This window comes from Novosphingobium sp. PhB165 (assembly GCF_004341845.1).
Lineage (GTDB): Bacteria > Pseudomonadota > Alphaproteobacteria > Sphingomonadales > Sphingomonadaceae > Novosphingobium.
Map to the genome: position 1 here is coordinate 696,338 of NZ_SLVB01000002.1, position 19,870 is coordinate 716,207.

17 protein-coding genes are annotated in these 19,870 nt (G+C 65.7%); 3 read left to right on the forward strand and 14 right to left on the reverse strand.

All coding sequences use genetic code 11. The features are described from left to right. Nucleotides 1-28: 28 nt before the first annotated feature. The 6 genes from EDF56_RS08530 to EDF56_RS08555 all read right to left on the reverse strand — a co-directional run bounded on the left by EDF56_RS08530 (nt 29) and on the right by EDF56_RS08555 (nt 7,292). A complete protein-coding gene (locus EDF56_RS08530; protein ID WP_132386287.1) occupies nt 29-1,222 on the reverse strand; it encodes a hypothetical protein in 1,194 nt (397 codons plus the stop codon). 76 nt (nt 1,223-1,298) lie between these two features. Further along, nucleotides 1,299-2,471, reverse strand: a complete 1,173-nt coding sequence (locus EDF56_RS08535) for a glycosyltransferase (protein ID WP_132386288.1) — start codon at nt 2,469-2,471, stop codon at nt 1,299-1,301. Nucleotides 2,472-2,513: 42 nt separating this feature from the next. Continuing rightward, nucleotides 2,514-4,916, reverse strand: a complete 2,403-nt coding sequence (locus tag EDF56_RS08540; RefSeq protein ID WP_132386289.1) for a TonB-dependent receptor — start codon at nt 4,914-4,916, stop codon at nt 2,514-2,516. After that, nucleotides 4,894-5,850: a FecR domain-containing protein gene (locus EDF56_RS08545; RefSeq protein WP_132386290.1), complete on the reverse strand. Its 957-nt coding sequence runs from the start codon at nt 5,848-5,850 to the stop codon at nt 4,894-4,896. The genes EDF56_RS08540 and EDF56_RS08545 overlap by 23 nt, the downstream gene beginning before the upstream one ends. Next, on the reverse strand, nt 5,834-6,490 hold the full coding sequence (locus EDF56_RS08550; protein ID WP_132386401.1) for a sigma-70 family RNA polymerase sigma factor: 657 nt from the start codon (nt 6,488-6,490) through the stop codon (nt 5,834-5,836). Before EDF56_RS08550 ends, EDF56_RS08545 begins: the two co-directional genes overlap by 17 nt. An 85-nt stretch (nt 6,491-6,575) precedes the next feature. After that, a complete protein-coding gene (locus EDF56_RS08555; RefSeq protein ID WP_132386291.1) occupies nt 6,576-7,292 on the reverse strand; it encodes a hypothetical protein in 717 nt (238 codons plus the stop codon). A 190-nt stretch (nt 7,293-7,482) separates the two neighbouring features. On the opposite strand from EDF56_RS08555, the gene EDF56_RS08560 reads away from it, so the two are divergent. After that, a complete protein-coding gene (locus EDF56_RS08560; protein ID WP_243652481.1) occupies nt 7,483-8,472 on the forward strand; it encodes an endonuclease/exonuclease/phosphatase family protein in 990 nt (329 codons plus the stop codon). An 8-nt stretch (nt 8,473-8,480) separates the two neighbouring features. On the opposite strand, the gene EDF56_RS08565 is transcribed toward EDF56_RS08560, so the two are convergent. Genes EDF56_RS08565 through EDF56_RS08575 form a run of 3 tightly spaced genes read right to left on the reverse strand, consistent with a single transcriptional unit; the run spans nt 8,481 to nt 14,136 of the window. Further along, nucleotides 8,481-11,588 carry an efflux RND transporter permease subunit gene (locus EDF56_RS08565; protein WP_243652482.1) on the reverse strand — a complete coding sequence of 1,036 codons (3,108 nt, stop codon included), beginning with the start codon at nt 11,586-11,588 and terminating at the stop codon, nt 8,481-8,483. Next, entirely contained in the window at nt 11,585-12,670 is a 1,086-nt protein-coding gene (locus EDF56_RS08570) for an efflux RND transporter periplasmic adaptor subunit (protein WP_243652483.1), read from the reverse strand. The genes EDF56_RS08565 and EDF56_RS08570 overlap by 4 nt, the downstream gene beginning before the upstream one ends. Then, complete coding sequence (locus EDF56_RS08575) at nt 12,670-14,136, reverse strand: TolC family protein (RefSeq protein WP_132386294.1); 1,467 nt, start codon at nt 14,134-14,136, stop codon at nt 12,670-12,672. The genes EDF56_RS08570 and EDF56_RS08575 overlap by 1 nt, the downstream gene beginning before the upstream one ends. Before the next feature lie 151 nt (nt 14,137-14,287). Between EDF56_RS08575 and EDF56_RS08580 the strand changes: the two genes are divergently transcribed. After that, nucleotides 14,288-14,926 (forward strand): TetR/AcrR family transcriptional regulator, encoded by a 639-nt coding sequence (locus EDF56_RS08580; RefSeq protein ID WP_132386295.1) that lies wholly within the window; start codon nt 14,288-14,290, stop codon nt 14,924-14,926. A gap of 10 nt (nt 14,927-14,936) precedes the next feature. Here EDF56_RS08580 and EDF56_RS08585 read toward each other — a convergent pair whose 3' ends face one another. Genes EDF56_RS08585 through EDF56_RS08605 form a run of 5 tightly spaced genes read right to left on the reverse strand, consistent with a single transcriptional unit; the run spans nt 14,937 to nt 18,969 of the window. Next, complete coding sequence (locus EDF56_RS08585) at nt 14,937-15,743, reverse strand: SDR family NAD(P)-dependent oxidoreductase (protein ID WP_132386296.1); 807 nt, start codon at nt 15,741-15,743, stop codon at nt 14,937-14,939. Then, complete coding sequence (locus tag EDF56_RS08590; RefSeq protein WP_132386297.1) at nt 15,736-16,572, reverse strand: sugar phosphate isomerase/epimerase; 837 nt, start codon at nt 16,570-16,572, stop codon at nt 15,736-15,738. The genes EDF56_RS08585 and EDF56_RS08590 overlap by 8 nt, the downstream gene beginning before the upstream one ends. 17 nt (nt 16,573-16,589) lie before the next feature. Then, nucleotides 16,590-17,624: a zinc-binding dehydrogenase gene (locus tag EDF56_RS08595; protein WP_132386298.1), complete on the reverse strand. Its 1,035-nt coding sequence runs from the start codon at nt 17,622-17,624 to the stop codon at nt 16,590-16,592. Next, entirely contained in the window at nt 17,621-18,166 is a 546-nt protein-coding gene (locus EDF56_RS08600; RefSeq protein WP_132386299.1) for a nuclear transport factor 2 family protein, read from the reverse strand. Before EDF56_RS08600 ends, EDF56_RS08595 begins: the two co-directional genes overlap by 4 nt. Continuing rightward, the gene (locus EDF56_RS08605) at nt 18,166-18,969 is read right to left on the reverse strand and encodes an SDR family NAD(P)-dependent oxidoreductase (protein WP_132386300.1); all 804 of its coding nucleotides are present in this window, start codon (nt 18,967-18,969) and stop codon (nt 18,166-18,168) included. The genes EDF56_RS08600 and EDF56_RS08605 overlap by 1 nt, the downstream gene beginning before the upstream one ends. Nucleotides 18,970-19,652: 683 nt before the next feature. On the opposite strand from EDF56_RS08605, the gene EDF56_RS08610 reads away from it, so the two are divergent. Continuing rightward, a partial coding sequence (locus EDF56_RS08610) for an amino acid permease (RefSeq protein ID WP_132384709.1) occupies nt 19,653-19,870 on the forward strand: 218 nt, incomplete at its 3' end.

Sequence of the window (19,870 nt, forward strand, 5' to 3'; positions counted from 1 at the left end):
TCGTCTGGCGAACATGATATCGCCCGCCTCAGGCCGAAGCGCGCTGAAGCGGCCTGAGCGTTCGCACGCAACCGTTCGCGAAATCGACAATGGCCCGCGCCGCGCGGACCGAGGAGGGTGTGGGCTGGAGATCGAAGCTCTCGGCGAACAGGTCTTCCTGCACGCGGCGGTAATGGCTTTCGTGCAGATCTTCCGCGCGCGCGATGGCGCCGGGCAGTTCCTCGGGCCCGGAAATCACCTCTCCGGCGGTCCAATGATGGAAATTGGGATCGTCGCGCCAGGCATGGCCGTGGCTGTTCAGGAAGATGCAGGGACGCGGACGCAGCAGGAATTCGTAGACCTGGCTGCTGGCATCGCCAAGGTAGATGTCCGCCGACATCGTATAGGTCATGTCGGTCGAGGCGCGGCTGCCAAGATCGATCTTGATGTTCTCGCCGCGCAGAAACTTCGGCGGGATCGTCCCGGCCTTCTCGACGGTCAGCTTGTCGATGGTCACGACGAACTGCCGCTGGAACAGCATGACATGCGGCGCGAACAGAAGCCCGTTTCGCTCGTCGCCCAGAAAGTGTTCGAAAACGTCATGCCCGTGGCGATACCACGAGGACAAGTGCGGCGAACAGTGCGGATTGTAGAGTACGACCTTTTCGGCCGTGGGAAGGAACCGCTTGGGCGCGGCATCGCGCTGGAGGTCGAACTTGGGATAGCCGACCATGCTGATCTGCGCGGGATCGACACCCGCTTCGGCAATCAGGCGGTCGCGGATCTTCGGGCCCGAGCAGAGCACGTGATCGAAGCTGGCGCTGGCCTTGTCGAAGCCGATCGCCCGGTCTCCCGCACCGTGGCGGGTATGGACGAAGGCAAGATTGCGCAGGCCATAGCGATTCCTGAGAATCAGCGAGGTCTTCTCGGCCACCACCAGCACGTCGAGGCTGCGGAAGAAATCGAGATTGTCGCGATAGATGAGGATCTTCGCGGCCGGGACGACCCGGCCGAGCAGCGAATCCATGCGCTTCGAAAACGCCGAGGGCGAAAGCTCGACATGTTCGATGCGCGTGCCGATGCGGTCCCCGCCCAGCCTGCGGACTTCGGCCGCGAGCGCGGCGTTGGTCGTCGCAACCACCAGTTCGCCCGAAAATCCGCCATCCGCCATGGCCAGGGCAATGGGCAGGCTGTGCGCGACCTGGTGAATCTGGTCGTGGTTGAAAAGGAATCCGATGCGCATGATGCAGGGACGCCGTGCCCGCACCGATTCCGCACCCGGGTACGAAATTTTTTTGAAATATGCCGCAACAAGACCGCTAGGCCGGGTCGGCCGCGGCGGCGAAGCGGGCCTCACGACCTTGCGCGATGGCCTCGCGCATCGTCGCGAGGTAGGCGGCGGCAGCGCGTTCGAGCGTAAAGTGCGCCGCATAGCCGCGCTCCACGGCGCAGAGCTTGGGCAGGGCCGCGCAACCGGCAATCGCCGCTGCCAGCCCCGGCGCATCCCCCACCGGCACGATCACGCCGCGCGTTCCGTGGCCGAGCAGCGATTTCATGCTGGAACAGCAATCGGTGGCGATCACCGGCAGGCCCGCCGCAATGGCCTCGATCACCACGGCGGGCACGCCTTCGTAGTTGGACGAGAGGATCAGGCAATCGGCATCGCACAGGAAAGGATCGGGGCAGGCCACGTGACCGGCGAACGTGACATGGTTCTGCAAGGCCAGTTGCCTCACCTGCCGCTCCAGCGCGGCCCGGCCGCAGCCCTCACCGACGATGGTGAGCCGGTCACCGGGGCGAAAACCCTCGGCAAAGGCCATGAGCAGCAGCGGCAAGTTCTTCTGCGCCGCCAGTCGCCCCACCGCAACGAAGCGATGGCCCTGACCCTGCTTGCGCTCCCGCTCGATGGCGAGCAGCCGTTCGAGACGGGCCCGGTCAAGCGCCGGATCGTGGATGGTAGAGACCCGGTGATCGCCGACACCCATGCCCTCGACGATCTCCTCGAACATCGGCTCGGCAAGCCCGACGAAGCGTTCGAGCAGCAAACCGTTGATCTTGAGCCAGCACCGATACCATCGGCGCCGAAACGCCGTCTTGTCCGCCCGGACGAGGTCGTTGCTGACTTTTACCACCACCGGCGGGCAGCGCCCGCGCAGCAGCAGCTTCATCATCACGCAGACGATCGTGTACGTGTTGCCAGGGCAGAAAATGACGTCCGCGCGGTTGCGGAGGAGATAGTGGAACAGGCTCCATATCATCCATAGCGTTTCAAGGCGCGCAGTCGGAAACCGGAGCGGAGATCGATTGGGACGGATCCGGTAATCCAGCGTCCGGGGCGCATTGGCCCGGTCCAGCCCCTCGTCCCGCCCCAGCACGACGACGACCTCGTGGCCCAGATCCTGCCAATGGCGCGCCAGTCCCAACGCGACCCGTTCGACACCGCCGGGCTCGAAACTGTGAATGGGAAGGACGATCCTGAGAGGCTGGGTCATGCCGGCATGACTCCGGACGCCCGATGGACCCGCACATGCCGATCAAAACGTCGCGTCGACGCCCAGTCTCACGGAGCGCGGGCGCATCGGCGTCTGTTGCAGCCCGTCGGCCACGGTGAAGGGATTGCCGAAAGCGAACGTGTTGCCCCGCTGGTCGAGCGCATTGTCGATATCCAGCGAGAGCCCCCAGCGCCCGAACCCGAGCCGCGCGCCCATCGAAAGATCGTAGTAACGCCCCTGCCCCAATGCGAAGGGCGCCACGATGGCCAGCTTCGAATGCCCGACGTAGCGCAGGGCGGCGTCTGCGGTCAGGTTCGCCCAGCCGAAGCCATGGGTATACTTGACCGCCGTCCGCCAGCCTTCGTCGGCGATGTTAGGAAGGTCGCGGTCATCAACATTGTCGAACCCCGGCGCCGGATCGGACAAGTTGCTCGAATTGAGGAAGCCCGCAGCCTCGAAAGACAGTGCGTCGACCGGGTGCCATGCGAGTGACAGCGCCACATTGCGCACCCGTCCCGAACCGATATTGGCTATGTAGGGCAGCCCGTCGACGCCGACGAGATCCGCCTGAATATCCCGCCAGCGCGCCACGGACGCCGCCAGACTGCCGGACAGGCGCGCGCCCTTTTCCATGCCGAAGCGCAGGCCCACTTCCATCGTCTCGATACGATCGGACACGAAGCGGTCGGCGCTGGGATCGGTGGCCGAACCGGTGACTTGCAGGCCGCCCGGCCGGTAGCCCTGCTGATAGCGCCCGTAGAGCAGCAGTCCCGCCCGGGGCTTCCACGCCAGCGCCGCCGAGGGCAGGAATCGCTTCTGGCGCCGCAGCGGCTCGTAATCGATATCCTCGGGGTTACTGTTGTCGCTGCCCATGAACTCGCTGGTCTGGCGCACGTAGCTGTACCGGCCGCCCAGCGTAAGCTGGAAGGTACGGCCAAGCGGCACGCCGACCTCCCCGAACACGGCGGCGTCCAGAGTGACGTTCGAGACGCTGGACAACGGTTCCGGCGCATCGGGCGCGCCAAGACTGCGGGCGGCGTGGTCGGTGTTGTGGAGCAGGCTGACGCCCGCCAGCCATGTTCCGCGCGTACCCCATTGCCCGGTCAGGCGCGTCTCGTGCGAGAACAGCCGGACGCCGATATCCTCCTCGTACTTGCGGATCTCGTCAGGATCGACCGTCGCGTCGAACACGGTATCGATGCTCTGACGGGCATAGCCCGTCGCCGAAACGAGCTGCATTCGGTCCCAGTCGCGCGAGACGGTGAGCCCGATGAGCCGGTAGTCGTTGTCGAACGGCTGGGCGATGTAGGACGAGCGGGTCAGATCGGGCTCGCCGCGCAGGGTATATTGGCCGTCGCGCGAATTGAGGTTCTGCCCTACCAGCGTGAGATCGGCTGTCCACGCCGCGTCCGGCTGCCAGCGCAGCGTTGCGCGAAGGCCGGTGCTGCTGTTGCGATTGATGTCGCTGAGGCCGCGCCGGGCATCGTCGATATAGCCGCCATCCACGGTGCGGTAGACTACTGTCCGCAAGGCCAGCTTCCGCGCCACGATGGGCACGTTGGCGACCAGCGCACCATCGCCGCCCGGTTCGCCTTTCTGCGTGAAACGCAGGCCGAAGGCCCCTTCGGCGCTCCACCCGTTCGGATCGGGCGGCGTCGGCACCAGCCGAATGATCCCGCCCAGCGTCCCCGCGCCGTAGAGTGTGCCTTGCGGCCCTTCGAGCACTTCCACCCGCGTAATATCGTGCAGCGCAAGGTCCGGGTCCGGCGCGCTGTAGATCAGCCGCAAGTCGCCGAGGTACTGGCTGATCGTTGCCTGACTGGTGCCGTTGAAGCTGCTGTCGGCAATGCCGCGAATGAAGATCTTGTTCCGCCCGGGCCCCAGGTTGGTGGAGGAAAGCTCCGGAAGCTTGCCGAGGATATAGCCGGTGCCGCGTCCGCCGGCGCGGGCCAGTTCCTCGCGGGTGGGTTCGACGACGGCAACGCTGGCAGGATAATCGGCAAGGCCGATACGCTGCTTGGTAGCCGTGACGACGATGTCCGGGCCCGAAGTTTCCAGCACCGGTCGGGAGTGCGGAGGAACGACCGGCACGCGATCCGGCGCGCGGGCGGCATGCGGCGCAGGTGGACGCCGGACCAGACGCACTGTCCGGGCATCGATGAACACCGCGTCATAGCCGCTGCCCGCAAGCAGCCGCCGTAGCGCGTCCGCTACCTCGTAACGCCCCGAAAGACCGCGCGTGCGCAGGCTGTCGAGCTTCGGATCGCCCAGCACGATCGAAATCCCGCCCTGCTGCGCCAGCGTGATCAGGCCATCGGAAAGTCTTCCCGCTGGCACCGAGAAGGCGCGGATTTCCCCGGCCAAAGCCGGGGCGATGCAGACAGTATTGATGGCGACCGCAAAGAGCGCGGGAACAAACCAGTCATCGTGTAATCGACCACCCATCGGCTGTTTCGGTCACCTTCGCGCCAATCAGGAGTTCGACACGCCGGCGTAGCGATGCATTGTCGCCATCCAACTGTATCACACCTGTAAAACTGGCATGCGATAGTTCCGGACCCAGTTCGATGGCAATCCCCCGCGCTCGGGTAATGTCACCCGCAACTTCGACAAGCGGCGCCTCGCGGTAGACCAGCTTGCCGCGCGTCCAGCTGCCGATATCGGCGGGCGCGCGGGTGCCTTCGACCAGCCGGTCCCCGCTGGCATCCAGCGTATCCCCGGCATTGAGCCGCAGCCGGGTTACCCCGTCCTCGAAGCGCACCGCGCCTTCCGCCACTTCGACCTGCAATCCGCGCCCGCTCGACCGGACATTGAACACAGTGCCGACATCGACGATCCTCTGCGCGCCCACCGTCAATGCGAAGGGGCTCCCCGCGTCGTGCCGGATCGAGAACTGCGCCTCGCCAGACTTGAGTTCGGCCACGCGCGGATCGGATTTGCTGAGAACCAGCTCCGTGCCGCCGTTGAGCGCGATCCGGCTGCCGTCGGACAACGCAAGTGTCCGCGATTCTCCGGGGGCGGTGCTGACGGTATATTCCTGACCCATACGGCCCATCACGGCCCAACTACCGACCGCGACAAGGGCGAAGGAAGCCGCCATGGCCGGCCACATCCAGCGCCGCCGACCTGCCGTTCCGCGTCCCGTCGCGACAGCCGCCACGGGAATCTCCCCGGCTTCCGCCGGTTCCTGCCGGGCCAGTCCAATGGCGGGTTCCAGCGCATGATCGGCATCGCAGATCGCCTCGTAAGCGTCGTTATGGCGCTCGTCAGCCTCCAGCCAGTGGGTGAATTCGTTCCACTCCTCCTCGCTCGCATCGGCAAGGCGCAAGTGCCAGGCAATTGCCTGCGACTGAATGTCGTGCTCAGCGGGACGAGCCATCGAACCCTCCTGTCATTTCGGCAGGCCCTGTCATCCCCGTAGTTGGGGGCGTGTCCTCAAGCCGGTTTCGAATTTCGAGCACCGCGCGATAGGCGCGCTGCAAGTGCTTTTCCACCGCGCTCAGGCTGATGCCCTGTTCGATGGCGATATCCTTCTGCGAAGCGCCCTCGACCCGGAACTGGCGGAAAATATGGGCCGTGCGTTCCGGCAACTCGGCCAGTCTCGCCTCGACACGGGCAAGCTGGTCGCGCGCGACCAACGCGGTTTCGGGATCGGGCGCGGCATCGGCCTGTTCCTCGGCGGCATCCCCCCGCCCATGAGTGCCCGTGCCCGTGCCCGTGCCGGTCCGGGCATCGGGCCGCACTTCGATCCAGCCAGCGTCGCGGGCCTGACGGCGCGTCTCGGTCCGGCGGCGCGTATGCGCCATGTTGTTGACCATCTGGTAGAGATAGGCACGCGGCGAGCGGACCGGGCCGGTCACGCTGGTCTCAAGGCGGATGAACAGGTCTTGCAGCACGTCCTCGGCATCGGCCTCGCTGACGCGCCGCGCCAGCAGGAACCGGCGCAGTTCCCCCCGCATCGCCAGACTGAGCTGCCGCAGACCGCCCTCGGCAGGCACTTCCTGCCCCAGCGACGTCATAGCCCGTCCTCCTTGCGCAATCGCACTCTCCTCGATCAGGTAAAGCAGATGTTCGGATGATCTTCCAGCGGCGGTCATGGCGCCCTCAAAAACGTGTCGTCAGCAGCAGGCTGACATCGCTGGCATGACGCAGGCCGGTGCCGATGCCGCTGCCGCGGTTGCCGGAATGGCCGTCCAGACCCAGCCAAGTGCGCGGCTCTCCCGCCGCGTCTCCATGGTCGAGCGCGAAGCGCCACGCCGCATGGAGGCCATTGGCGGCGACCGGTTCGCCATTGGTCAGGCGCAGCAGGTCACTCTCCATCGAGTGGCCGCCCCAGCCGCCCTGCTGGTAGACGCCGGCCGAAAGCGACCAGTCGCGCGCGTGCTCCCACGCCAGTTCGGCACCGGCATAACTGGCGCGCGTTTTGGCCGGGAGAATCACCGCATCGGCGGCACGGCGACTGACCCTTCCGGCAATGGCGGTGAAGCGCACGAGGTCTTCTCCGCCCAGCGCGTGCCAGGCATTCACCGACATGTGCTTGCCGCGAAAGCGGGCGCTGTCCCTATCGACCGCGCGCTCCACCGGATCGAGCGATTTGACCGCCAGAAAATCCATGCTCCATCCCGCATCGCCGGAATCGCGCTCGAAATGCACGGCCTTTGCCTGATCGGCTCCGGCCCGGTCCGACAGCGACCATTCGACCAGCTGCGGCAGGTAATCGGCCCCCGCCGATCCTCGCAGCTTCTCGCCCTGCGCCTGAACATTCACGGGCGCTATCGCCAGCAAAGTGAAGGCCACTCCTGTCACCATGGATCGGCTCATTTCGTCCAACTCCATTCCTCATCCCGAGTTCGGGACATCGGCAAGACTCCGGCCGAGCGGCAGACCCGCACACGAATTTCCGCAGTGCGGGTCAGGCCTCGGGGCGGCGTCTAAGCGACATCCTGTTTCGGAGTGTCTTCTCCTCATGATCCGACTTGGCCTGAACCGAATTGGCGTTTGCGCCGTTGCCATGGTGGCCGCTCTGGCCGCCGCCAGTTTCGCCCGTCCCCTGCCCGCCGCCGTGCCGGATTTCGGCTTTGCGCCAATCTCGACCGCGCCCACGGGCAGCCTTACGGTGATGACCTACAACGTGGAGGGTCTGCCCTTCCCTGTCGCGTTCGGACGAGCTTCCGAGCTTGCCAAAATCGGCGGGCGACTGGCGGACCTGAGACGCCATGGCAGGCAGCCCCATGTCGTGGCATTGCAGGAAGCCTTCATTCCCGAAGCCAAGGCCATCGCGGCCGAGGCGGGCTACCGCTACGTGGCGACCGGCCCGCAGCAAGCCGAAGCATCGAACCTTCCGGCAGGATCGCAAACCGACCCTTCACTTACCGCGCTGATCCGGCAGACCTCCCGGAGCAAGGGCGAAGCGGACGGCAAATGGGTCGATAGCGGGCTCGTCATCATGTCCGACTATCCGATCGTGGCGACCCGCCGCATGGCCTATCCGAAGGATATCTGCGCCGGATATGACTGTCTGGCCGCCAAGGGCGTGCTGCTCGCATGGATCCGGGTTCCCGGACAAGACCAGCCGATCGCCATTGCCGATACCCACCTCAATTCCCGCGCCGCATCGGGCGTGCCGATTGCGCGGGCCAACGCCGCCTATCGGGCCCAGTTGGCGCAAGCGCGCGCGTTCATCGGCGCCAATGTGCCGTCCCAGACCAGCCTTGTCTTCGCGGGCGACTTCAATGTCGGCCACGACCCGATGCGCGTGGCCGCCGCCGATGCGGCCATGGGCTCGGCACTGGGGACCACCGAGGCTTCCAGACAGTTTGCCGGCGCTCCGAACGCCGATCTGGCCGCGGTGGTGAAGCGCGCGAAGGACAAGCAATATTTCCGCCCCGGCTCCGGCCAGGTGCTGCACTTCACCGGAGCACATGTGCCCTTCGGCAAGACGAACGGCGGCGACACGCTCTCCGACCACTTCGGTTACGTCGTGACATATTCGCTGCGATAGGCAGCGCCTCAACCCGGTGAGGGCGAGGCGTCCGTCGCTTCCGGCGGCGCCGGGTCGGGATGCGTCACCAGCCGGGCCAGCTTGGGCAGAAGACGCTGCTCGAAGCCGTCGATGATCTCGTAGATCACCGGCACCAGCACCAGCGAGAGCATCGTCGAGGTCAGGATGCCCCCGATCACCGCGATGGCCATGGGTTGGCGCGATTCAGAACCCTCGCTGATCGCAAATGCGGTGGGCAGCATGCCCGCGATCATCGCTACCGAGGTCATGATGATCGGCCGGGTTCGCTGCGCGCAGGCCTCCTTCAGCGCCTCGCGCACCGGCGCACCGGCCCGCTCGGCCTCAATCGCGAACTCCACCAGCAGGATCGAGTTCTTGGCGCAGAGGCCCATCAGCATGAGCAGGCCGATCAGCACCGGCATGTCGATGGCAAAGCCCAGAAGACGCAGCGCCGCGAACGCGCCCAGCAGGCTAAGCGGCAGCGCGCCCATGATGACCGCAGGCTTGAAGAAGCCCCGGAACAGCAGCACTAGCACGGTATAGGTCAGCCCCACCCCGGCAAACAGCGCGAGCACGAAGCCGACGAACATCTCCTCCATGATCTGGGTCGTGCCCTGCTGCGCCTCGTGGACGCCTGCAGGCAAGTGCTTCATCGTCGGCAGGGTCCGGACGGACTGCATGGCCGATCCGATCGCCTCGCCCACCGCAAGATCCGCCTCCACGCTGACGCGGCGCTCGCGGTTGTAGCGCACGATCTTGCCCGGCCCGGCCTGGAAATGAATATCCGCGACGCTGGACAGCGGCGTCGTGTTGCCGTCACGCGTGGGAACGCGCAGGCCGGAGATTGCCGAAAGGTCGTTCCGCGCGCTTTCGGGCAGGCGCACGCGGATCGGCAGGCGCTGCTCGCCTTCGGAGAACTTCGCGACCGAGGCATCGATGTCACCGATGGTGGCGATGCGCACGACATTGGCGAGCGTGACGGTATCGACGTTGAGCCGCGCAGCCTCTTCGGGACGCGGAGTAATCACCAGTTCGGGGCCCGGCGCCGAGGGGCTCGGGCGCGGATCGGCGATTGCCTTCAGGCGGCGCATCTCACGCAGAAGCTGCATCTGCGTGCGTTCCAGCGTCGGCCCGTCCGCACCGGCGATCACCACCGAAACGGCCGCCTGTCCGAAGTTGCCCTGATTGTAGAACCGCGCCTCGGGAATAGCGCGCAGCTTCGGGCCGATGCGGGCCTGGAACTGCTCCGATGTCTCGTCGCGGCCATGGCGCAACAGCACCGTCAGCGTACCGTCCTTGAGGTCGGTCCCGCCACTGTTCAGCCCGCCGCCCGTCGAACCGACTTGCGCAAAGACGTTCTCCACATCGGACTCGTGCATCAGGATCCGCGTCGCCTGTTCGACCGCGCGGTTCATGTCGTCACGCGTCGCGCCGGGCGCGCCTTCCACTGCAAGATAGATGTAATTGCGGTTCTGCGTGGCCTGGAAACCGATCTGCAGCGTCGAGGCGATCACCAGTGCCAGCACCAGCAGTCCCGTACCGATGGCCGTGCAGATCTTGGGGCGTGCCAGCGCCCAGTCTAGTGCCCGCCCATGCCACGGATGAAGCCGCGCGCCCGCAACAGTCGAGGTGCGCAAGTGATGGGGCTTGAGCAGATAGGCCGCCATCAGCGGCGTCAGCAGCCGCGCCACCACCAGCGAGAACGTGACCGCCGCCGCCACGGTAAGGCCGAATTCCCGGAAAAACTGCCCCGCCTGTCCGGGCATCAGCGAGACCGGCGCGAAGACCGCAATGATCGTCGCCGTAGTGGCGATCACCGCAAGACCGATGGAATCGGCACCGATCAGCGCGGCCTGATAGGGGCTTTCGCCCTTCTCGATGCGTTTCTCGATGTTCTCGATCTCGACGATGGCGTCGTCGACCAGAATGCCGATCACCAGCGTCAGCGCCAGCAGGGTGATGCCGTTCAGGCTGAACCCCATCGCCGCCATGTAAATGAACGTCGGGATCAGCGAGAGCGGCATGGCAACCGCCGCAATCGCCGTCGCCCGCCAGTCGCGGAGGAACAGGAACACGACGACGATGGCCAGGATCACGCCTTCGATCAGCACGTCCACCGTGGCCATGAAGCTGCGGCGGGTGAGATCTGCGGTCGAAACGATCTTGTCGAACGTCACGCCGGGATGCTTCGCGGAGAGGCCGGCGATGGCCTTCGCCACGCCGTCCGATACGGTCACATCGCTGGCATCGCTGGTCTTGGACACCTGGATCGCCACCACCGGCCGTCCGGACAGGCGTGCGAAGCCGCGAACTTCGCCCTGCCCGTCGCCCACTTCGGCAATGTCGGACAAGCGGACGTAGCGTCCCTGCACCGGGATCGTCAGGTCGCGGATGCGCGCCACGTCGGCGGCCGATCCGATCACGCGCACCGTCTGTTCGACCGCGCCGACATTGGCGCGGCCGCCCGGGGCATCGGTGTGGAAGGCGGCCAGCGCGGAATTGACTTGCGCGCTCGTCACACCCAGCCCGGCCATGCGCTCGGGATCGAGGATCACCGTGATTTCGCGCTCGGCGCCGCCAATGCGCGCGACCTGCCCGACGCCGCGCTCGGCCTGAAGCGTGCGCGTCACCTCGTTGTCGATGAACCACGCCAGCTGCGTGTCGGTCATTTCCGGCGCGGTCACCGCGTATGTGACGATTGGCGCGCTGTCGAGGTCGATGCGCTGCACGGTCGGGGGATCGATACCCTGCGGCAGTTCCACGCGGGTGCGCTCCACTACCGTACGCACATCGTCAGTGGCCTTCTGGATATCGCTGCCCAGCTCGAATTCGAGCGAGGTCGTCGATGCGCCCAGCGTCACCGTCGAACTGATGTTCTTGATCCCCGGCACGCCGGTCAGCGCGTTCTCGATCGGGCGGGTGATCTGGTTTTCCATCTCGGTCGGTGCCGCCCCGCTCTGGGTAACGGTGACCGTGACGATGGGCAGGTTGACGTTGGGGAACTGCTTCACCGGCATACGCATGTAGGCGACCACGCCCGACACGGTAAGCAGGATGAACAGCAGCGCGACGGGGATCGGATTGCGGATCGCCCAGGCGGAAATGCGCAAGTTCACTTGGCGGCTCCCGCGATGCGGACCTTGTCGCCGTCCAGCGTAAAGGCCGCGCCCCGGACCGCGACGCGGCTTCCCGCAGGCGGTCCGTCACGCAGCTCCACCAGGCCATCGGCATGACGCCCGGTGCGGACCTTGAGGCGATGGACGTGGTCGTCGCGGTCGATCACCATCACGTTGGCGCCGTCCGCATCGTAGCGCACCGCCGCTTCGGGCAGCGCCAGCACTTGTGCCGGGCGCGAGAACGTGGCCCGGGCGAAACCGCCCTGCCGCAGATCGCGGTCGACCGGCAGCGCGATGCGGGCGATGACCACCCCGGTATTGGTGTCCACGCGCTCGCCGATCAGGCGCACGTGACCGTCAAGCTTGCGCCCCGATGCCAGCGTGACCTCAACCGGATCGCCGATCTTGATGCCGGCCGCGTCCAGTTCGGGCAGTTCGGCGTAGAGTTCCAGCAAGCTGTCGCGCGCCATCGTGAACAATGCCGTGCCCGTGCTCGACGTTTCGCCGGGCCGCGCCGTGCGTTCGAGCACGAGCCCATTGGCGGGCGCCCGGATCGCGAGGTGATTCTGCCGCACCAGCAGATCGTTGAGCTGGGCCTTGGTCGCCGCCTCGGCCGCGGCGGCATTGCGCTGCGCGAACTTGCGGGTGGCAATTGCCTCGTTGGAGAGGACGCCTTGCCCTTCCAGCCCATCGACCCGGCCCGCCTGCTCGCGCGCCTGCTCGTAGGCCACTTGCTGCTGGGCGAGCCCAGCGCGGAGCTGTCCGATCTGCGAAACCAGCAGGCTGTCGTCGAGCTGCGCCAGCACTTGCCCGGCGCGCACGACGGCACCTTCCTCGACGAAGACCTTGGCGATCCTGAAGCCAGAAAGATCGGCCGATACCGCCATCTCCTCACGCGGGACGAAGCGGCCCGAAGCGGTCAGCCCGCCGCTCATCGCGCGCTGCGTGACCGTGGCCACGGTCACCGCCTGCGGCGGCATGACTTCCTTGCGGTCGGCATCGTGCCCTTTGCAGCCCGCCAGAAGGGTCATCGTGGCGAGCACGGAAACGGCGGCCGTGAAACGGAAAACGGGCGACTTCATCATTGCGCTCCTTGCGCGGTCAAGGTCTGCATCTGGCTCGGCATCTGATTTTGGGCGTCCCAGCCTCCGCCAAGCGCGCGCACGGTCGAAACCGTACCGGTCAGCAGGGCCAGACGTCCCTGATCGCGCGCGGCGCGCGCCTGAAGCCAGGTCTGCTCGCTCTGCAAAACGGTAGTGAGATCGGTAAGGCCCGCGCGATAACCGCGCAGAGCGCTGTCATAGGCGGCGCGCGAACGGGCTTCCGCACGCTCCAGATCGGCAATGCGGTTGCGGTTGGCGGTTAGCCGGACAAGCGCGTTTTCCGCTTCGCCATAAGCGTTCTGCACTGTCTGTTCGTAGGAAACGACCGCCTGCTGCCCCTGCGCCTCGCTCACCCGCAATTGGGCCATGAGCCGCGTGCGGTCGAGCAGCGGAACCGTCAGCCCCGCCGCGAGCGACCACAGCCCGGTCGCCCCGCCCACTGGCCCGGTCGTCGCGGAGAGTGCAAGGCCGGGCTGAATGTCGAAACGGGGAAACAGCGCCAGCCGGTTCACCCGCACCCCCAGAGCCGCCGATTCCACGGCGAGACCCGCCGAAAGAACGTCGGGCCGCCGGGCAAGCAGAAGACCCGGTGTAACGGCGGGCAGCGTCGGTGCGTCGTCCAGCCGCGCCTCGATCGGCAGGCTGTCCGTCGGCGCATTCGGGGTGCCCACAAGGATCAGCAGTGAGCGCTTCGCCGCCTGCAGCTCGGCCTCAAGCCGTGTCACTTCGGCGCTGGCACTCGCCAGATCGGCATCGAGCCGCGCGGCGTCCTGCCCCGAAGTCAGCCCGCGCGCTTCGCCAAGCTGGGCGCTGCGGGCAAGGTCTGTTGAGATCTTCAGGCGTTCGCGGGCAGTGCCGAGGTCGATGGCCGTACCGCGCGCCTGAAACAGCGTGGTGGCCACATCCGCCGCCAGCGCAAGCCGCGCGCCGTGCCAGTCCAGCGTGGACGAGGCATATTGCACATCGGCCTGCTGGCGGATCGCGGAAAGGCGACCGAACAGGTCGATTTCCCAGCTCGGGTAGAATGTCGCCTGATAGCTGTCGTCACCCGGCGCATTGGCACCCTGGCCCCAGACCCGGCGCGTTCCCTGCTCGGTTGCCGTGGCGGAAAGGCTGCCGGTCGGCAAAGTGCTGGCGCGATTGACCGAGCGGGTCGCCCGCGCCTCGGACAGGCGAGCGTAGGCCAGCCTCGCCGTGGTACTGCGAGCCAGCGCGGTATCGATCAGCCCGGAGAGCTGAGGATCGCGGAAGCTTTCCCACCAGCGGTCGAGCGAGGCTTCGGGCAGCGTCCCGGCCGGAGCCGCATTCGCTTCGAAAGCGGGGGGCAGCGCCGTGTCGGCCTGCGGAAGGTGGACTTGCGGCGCGCAGCCGCAGAGCAGCACCGCGATGGCAGAGACCGAGAGCCTCGCCGCCCGCTCCGCCCCGTTTCGGAGATTCGCCCGCATTCCTTGAACCTTGCGCCCACGATGTTGCTCAATGGGCTGCGGGTAGCAGTGCAAATTTAAATATACAATGATGTTTCTTTAATCCTTGGCCACCGATCGCGGATGCGGCTATGACAGCCATCGACGAACGCCGGAGGGGGCAGCAGCGACAATGGAAGAATCCGTTCAGGAAGCCCGCAGCAAGGGCAGGCCCAGTCTGGAGGAAGCTGCCTCGATAGACCGCGCGATCCGCGACGCCGCGCTCCACGAACTGCTGGAAAAGGGCGAGGCGGCCTCGCTGAATGCCGTTGCCAAGGCTGCGGGACTATCACGCAAGACCGTCTATGCGCGGTACTCCAACAAGACCGATCTCTTCGTCGATGCCGTGCGTGAAGTGCTGGGCAATGCCGGGCCGATCACGTTCGACTTGTCCGGTTCGCTGGAGCAGCGCCTGAGCAGCTATGTGCTGGAAGCGCTGGCAGTCCTTGCGCGCCCCCACGCCCAGGCGTTCCGCAAGGCGCTGTCAATGAACCCCGGCTCGATGGCGGAACTGCGCGACGAACTGATCGAGGCGTCCCACGCGATGTTCCACGCCCCGCTGAGCGCGATGCTGGCCGACGCACAGGCACGCGGCGAGCTGGCCGACAATACGGACCGCGAGGAATGCGCCCGGCTCATCATGGTGATGACTCTGCTGGGCACGGAGATCCGTGCCGATCCGTCCGAAGATGCGCGCGACAATGCCCGCCACGCCCGTTTCCTCGCCGCGCTGATCGTCAACGGGATCGGCAGGCCAGCGGCACCGCAATAGCAGGAAAGCCTCAGCCTCCGCGATTCTGGTCCGTCGCCGAACCTTTCATTCCGGCCGCCATAGCCATCAACGCGTCTCGCCGGGGCATCGACAGCAGTTTGTCGAACGTCGCGCGATAATGCTCGCTGCTGACGAACGTGGGCCCGTTGCGGATATTGTCGAGCGCAAGTTCGGCAACATCCTCGGCCTTCATCACGTTGCGCAGAGTCGCGGGATCGACGCCCGCGCGCGCCGCCGCTTCCGATTCCGTGGCACCGGGGCACACCGTCAGCACGTCGATCCCGTCCGGCTGCAATTCCGCCCACAACGCCTCACCCAGCGATTTCACCAAGGCCTTGGTCGCGGAATAGGCGGCTGAATAGGGGCACCCGATCAGGCCCTCGACCGAACTGGTGAGAATGAAGCCCCCCCTGCCCCGCTCCCGCAGTCGCGGCGCGAAGCCGCGCGTCAGTTGCATCGGAACATTGCAGTTGACCTGCAACATCTCGGCCATCGCCAGTGGATCGTTGTCGGCGTGATCGCCCTTCATTCCGAAGCCCGCGTTGCTGACGACAAGCCCCACGTCGAGCGCCGCCGTGGCCGAAAGCATCCGTTCGGCAGCGTCAGGCCGCGCAAGGTCGACCGGGCAGACCTCCACACCCACGCCATGGTCGCGCTCCAACCGGCCCGCGAGTTCCTGCAAACGATCGACACGCCGCGCCACCAGCACAAGGTTCAGCCCCCGCGCCGCCAGTGCCTCGGCAAAAGCTGCGCCGATGCCCGAAGATGCCCCGGTGACCAGCGCGACAGGACCGTAGCGCTCCTTGAAATCAGGCATTCGCGGTGCTCTCCCCATGTACTTCAGCCAAAAGGCGGCGCGCGGCCTCCACGCATTTGGACAGTCGCGCATGCGGGCCGACCCCCGCTTCCGCCTCGCTACGCAAGGGCAGCTCCAGCGCATAGACCCGGTCGTGCGGCAACGCCGCGACGATCTCGCGAAGGCCGAGTTCACCCTCGCCCGGAGCCACCCGTTCGAACATCGATTCCTCGAAATAGCTTTCAAAGCGCGGTTCCAGCGGCGCATCGCAGAACTGGATGTAACCGATCAGATCGGGATCCAGCGCCGCGAGGTCGGCCGCCCCGGCCCCGGACCGGACAAGGTGCATGGTATCGACCAGCAGCCGGAAATCCGCCCGCCCGACATGGCGCAGAGCATCTAGCGCGGTGGGCAGGTCCGGGACCGACAGCGACGGCGCGAACTCGACCGTCGTCTCCATCCCGCGCGCCGCAACCATCTCCGCAAGGATGCCGAACTGATCGAAACTGCGGGCGAGGTCCGGATCGAGGCTGACCGTATTGATCCGCTCGGCGCCCAGTTCGGCCATCACATCAAGGTCGCCGGCCAGATCGCGCACATCGCTGCCCGCCCGGACATTCATGCCCTCGCCCAACGAAATGGTGATGCCCCGCTCCTGCATCGCCGCAATCGTCGCCCGCCGCAGCGCCGCGTCATCACGCAGGGAGAACGGCGCATAACCGTGGGGATTGTACCCGGCCGCGGTCAGACCCGTAGAGATATGCCGGCAGCCCAGATCGGCGGCCAGATGAACGAATTCAACCGGCGGCAGACCGAACACGCTGATCATTTCGATACCCAGCCGGGCCATGGGCGTTCTCCCTGCCGTCAGAACGTTCGCGGATCGACGACGGTCCGCACCGGAGCGACGGGCCCGGACATTTCGCCCACCGCTTTCGCAACGCCCGAGAGTCCGATGCGGGCTCCTAGCCAGGGCGTCACGTCGATGCGGCCATCGGCAATCGCACGCATGGCCAGTTCCATGTCCTGCGGCTCCTCGCCGCCGGCGAACTGGATATTGAGCCGCTTGTTCTGCGCGGCGAACACCAGCAGATGCTCCTGCTCCATGCAATATCCGCCCATGACGATCCGCCCTTCGAAAGGCGCCGCCTCGATGATCCGCTGGAGCATGCCGGGCTGGCCGACGTTCTCGTAGATCAGGTTGACCTTGCGTCCGCCAAAGGCGGGCAGCGGCGCATAGGGATCGATTTCGCGCGGATCGACGGCGATATCGGCGCCCATCGCTATCGCCTGCTTGCGACGCTCCTCATGGAAATCGGCGGCGACAATCGGCGCAACACCCATCATCCTAAGCCCCGCGATCACGCCAAGGCCGATCGCCCCGCAGCCGAGGACCAGCGCGGCATCGTTCTTGTCCGGACGCCCGCGACGGGCATGTTCCAGCCCCACCGCCAGCGGCTCGATCATCGCGGCATGATCGTCGTCCATGTCGGACGGCACTTCCATCATGATGTCCTCGTCAAGGAGCATCAGCTCTCCCCAACCGCCGGGGCAGTCGTGACTGAAGCCGATCACCGCATGGGCGCCGTCCTGCCTCATGATCGGCACCGAGGTCACCTTGCGCCCCGGCTTCACCGTGCGCTTGCTGCCCGGACCGTAATCGAGAACCTCGCCGACATATTCATGGCCGGGCACGAACGGGCGCGCAAAATCGAGCGCTGCATAAGGCCCGCCGAGCCGCCGCGACAGGTCGATGATGTTCTGTCCGGCGTGGAGGAAGTGGGCTTCCGATGCACACATGCCGCAGCTGTGCGTCCTGACCAGCGCCTGCCCCTTGCCGGGGGTCGGGTCGGCCATTTCGCCGACCAGCACCTTGCCGTTCTCGATATAGGCCGCCTTCATGTCCTGTCTCCGTAATTCGTTTGTCCTGCGGTCAAAACCGCATAGGATGGGTCGTCCATGTCCCGCCTGCCGCGATCGTGCACCTTCATCGGGGTGACTTCGCGGATTTCGTCCATGTCGGTGACGGTGATGCGGTGGTCGATCGCCCAGCGCCCTTCCCGCCGCGACCAGCGGTCGACGTAGCGGCTGAGCACGGTCATTTGCAGCAGCTTGCCGCCGCGCTCCATCCGCAGGGTTGCTGTGACATAGGCCTCGCTCGCCGCTTGCGCACCGTCCAGTTCGATGACGATGTTCGTCACCTGATGCGAATGGGTCAGCAGGCCGCCGTGCTGCTTGCAGACGTGGTCCACGAAGTCCCGACCGAGCCCCTGGAACACGGCCTCCCCGTAGTCGGCAGTTCCGTCGACGTGCCAGACCGCATAACCCAGTTCATGGTCGATCCGGTCCATTGCCCGGCAATAGCGGTAGATCTGATCGGTGATCGCCTGCCGCGCGGCGAGATCCTCGACGAGAGCTGCGGAATTGATTTGCACGTCCTCCATCACGAACGGCCGAAAAGCTGGCTGGTGACCTTGTCGATCATGACAACCCTTTCGCGCCTTTGCGCCGCGGACGTGGCCGACATGCCGCTCTCGTCATCCGCCTCGCCCCAATTGCAGATCGGGCCATGCGGCAATCGCTCAAGGCCCAGGCGGGCGACATCGTCCGGCGATGCGATATTGTCCGGAACAGGCACGCCCTGCTGGGCAAGAACACGGCGGAATTCAGGCGTATCGGTTCGGCTCATCACCAAAGTGAGGACATCCACGCCGTGAGGCCGCAATTCGGCCCAGAGCCCTTCGGCGAAGCACAGGGTGAAGGCCTTGCTGCCGGAATATGTCCCCATGGCGGTGGAACCGCCGTAACAGGCACCCGAATTGACCAGCAACACGCCGCCCCGTCCGCGAGCCTTCATCGGCGCGGCCAAATGATAGCTGCATTTCATCATGGTGGTGACGTTGCGCTCGACCAGATCGACCCATGCCGAGAGGTCCTGTTCCAGAAAGCGGGCCGCGTTCGGATCGGAGCCGGCATTGCTGACAAACAGCCCGACCTCGCGATCGCCAACCGCAGTCATCATCCGGTCGCAGGCGTCGGGCCTGGCAAGATCGATCGCGGCTATGACCGTCTCAATGCCATATTGCCGCGTCAGATCATCCGCGAGTTCTTCGAGCGGCGCTTCCCGACGCGCGATCAGCAGGCAATGGATGCCCTTGCTTGCAAGCAGATGGGCAAAAGCCTTGCCCGTCCCTTCCGATGCACCGGAAATGACGGCCCAAGGGCCATAGCGTTCCTTGATGTCCATGCGTTCTCACCTCTCCTGAGGCGAGTTCTAGGCGGGCCGATCGGAATGCCGATACTATAATATGCGTCAAATCATTATAACCATCCGGCATAGTAAGGCCGGACTGCCCGACTGTCGTTCGGGCAAGGTCCGTGCTCGCTTCCCCCGAACGCTATCGCTCAAGCAAGCTGCCCCCATGATGGCCGTGCGCGCCTTCGCGGCCTACAGATCGCAATGACTTGCGCACCCGATACAACGCGATCTCGACACGAATAGATTGGAATCATCAATGATGTTCTTGGTTTACGGGCAGACCGCCAAGAGAGGTCACCAGAAATAGAGAGAACTATTTGCCGCTTGCCAAGGGGCCGATTTTATACAACTATTTCTTTTGACAATGCGTCGCTTAGGGCTGCTTTCACCCTTGGCCGCGACTGTCCGGGAGAGCAGGATGAACTCCGACTCCACCATTCTTGCCGCCTCGCTGGCGGCTCCCGCGCGGTCTCGAGCCGGTGCGGCAGAAGTCGAAGGATCGGCTTCCAGTCCCGATGCAGTAGGCGATCCGCTTCATCGGCAGCTTTCAAAGAACGCGCTCGCCTCCCAAATCCGGACGGCCGTGCAACGTCGAACGTCTCTCGCACCCTGAAGCAGTTTTTTACCCGACACTGCCGCGACCCATCGAAATTCCACGCCGGGAGACGTAGATGCCGAGCCAGGATAACAAGATCTCGCTATTTTCGCTCACCTCGATGGTGGTGGGTTCGATGATCGGGGCGGGGATCTTCAATCTGCCGGCGCGGTTCGGTTCGGCGACGGGGCCGTTCGGAGCGATCATCGCCTGGCTCATCGCCGGCACCGGCATGTACGCGCTGGCCCGGGTCTTCCAGGCGCTGGCCGCGCGCAAGCCCGATATCGATGCCGG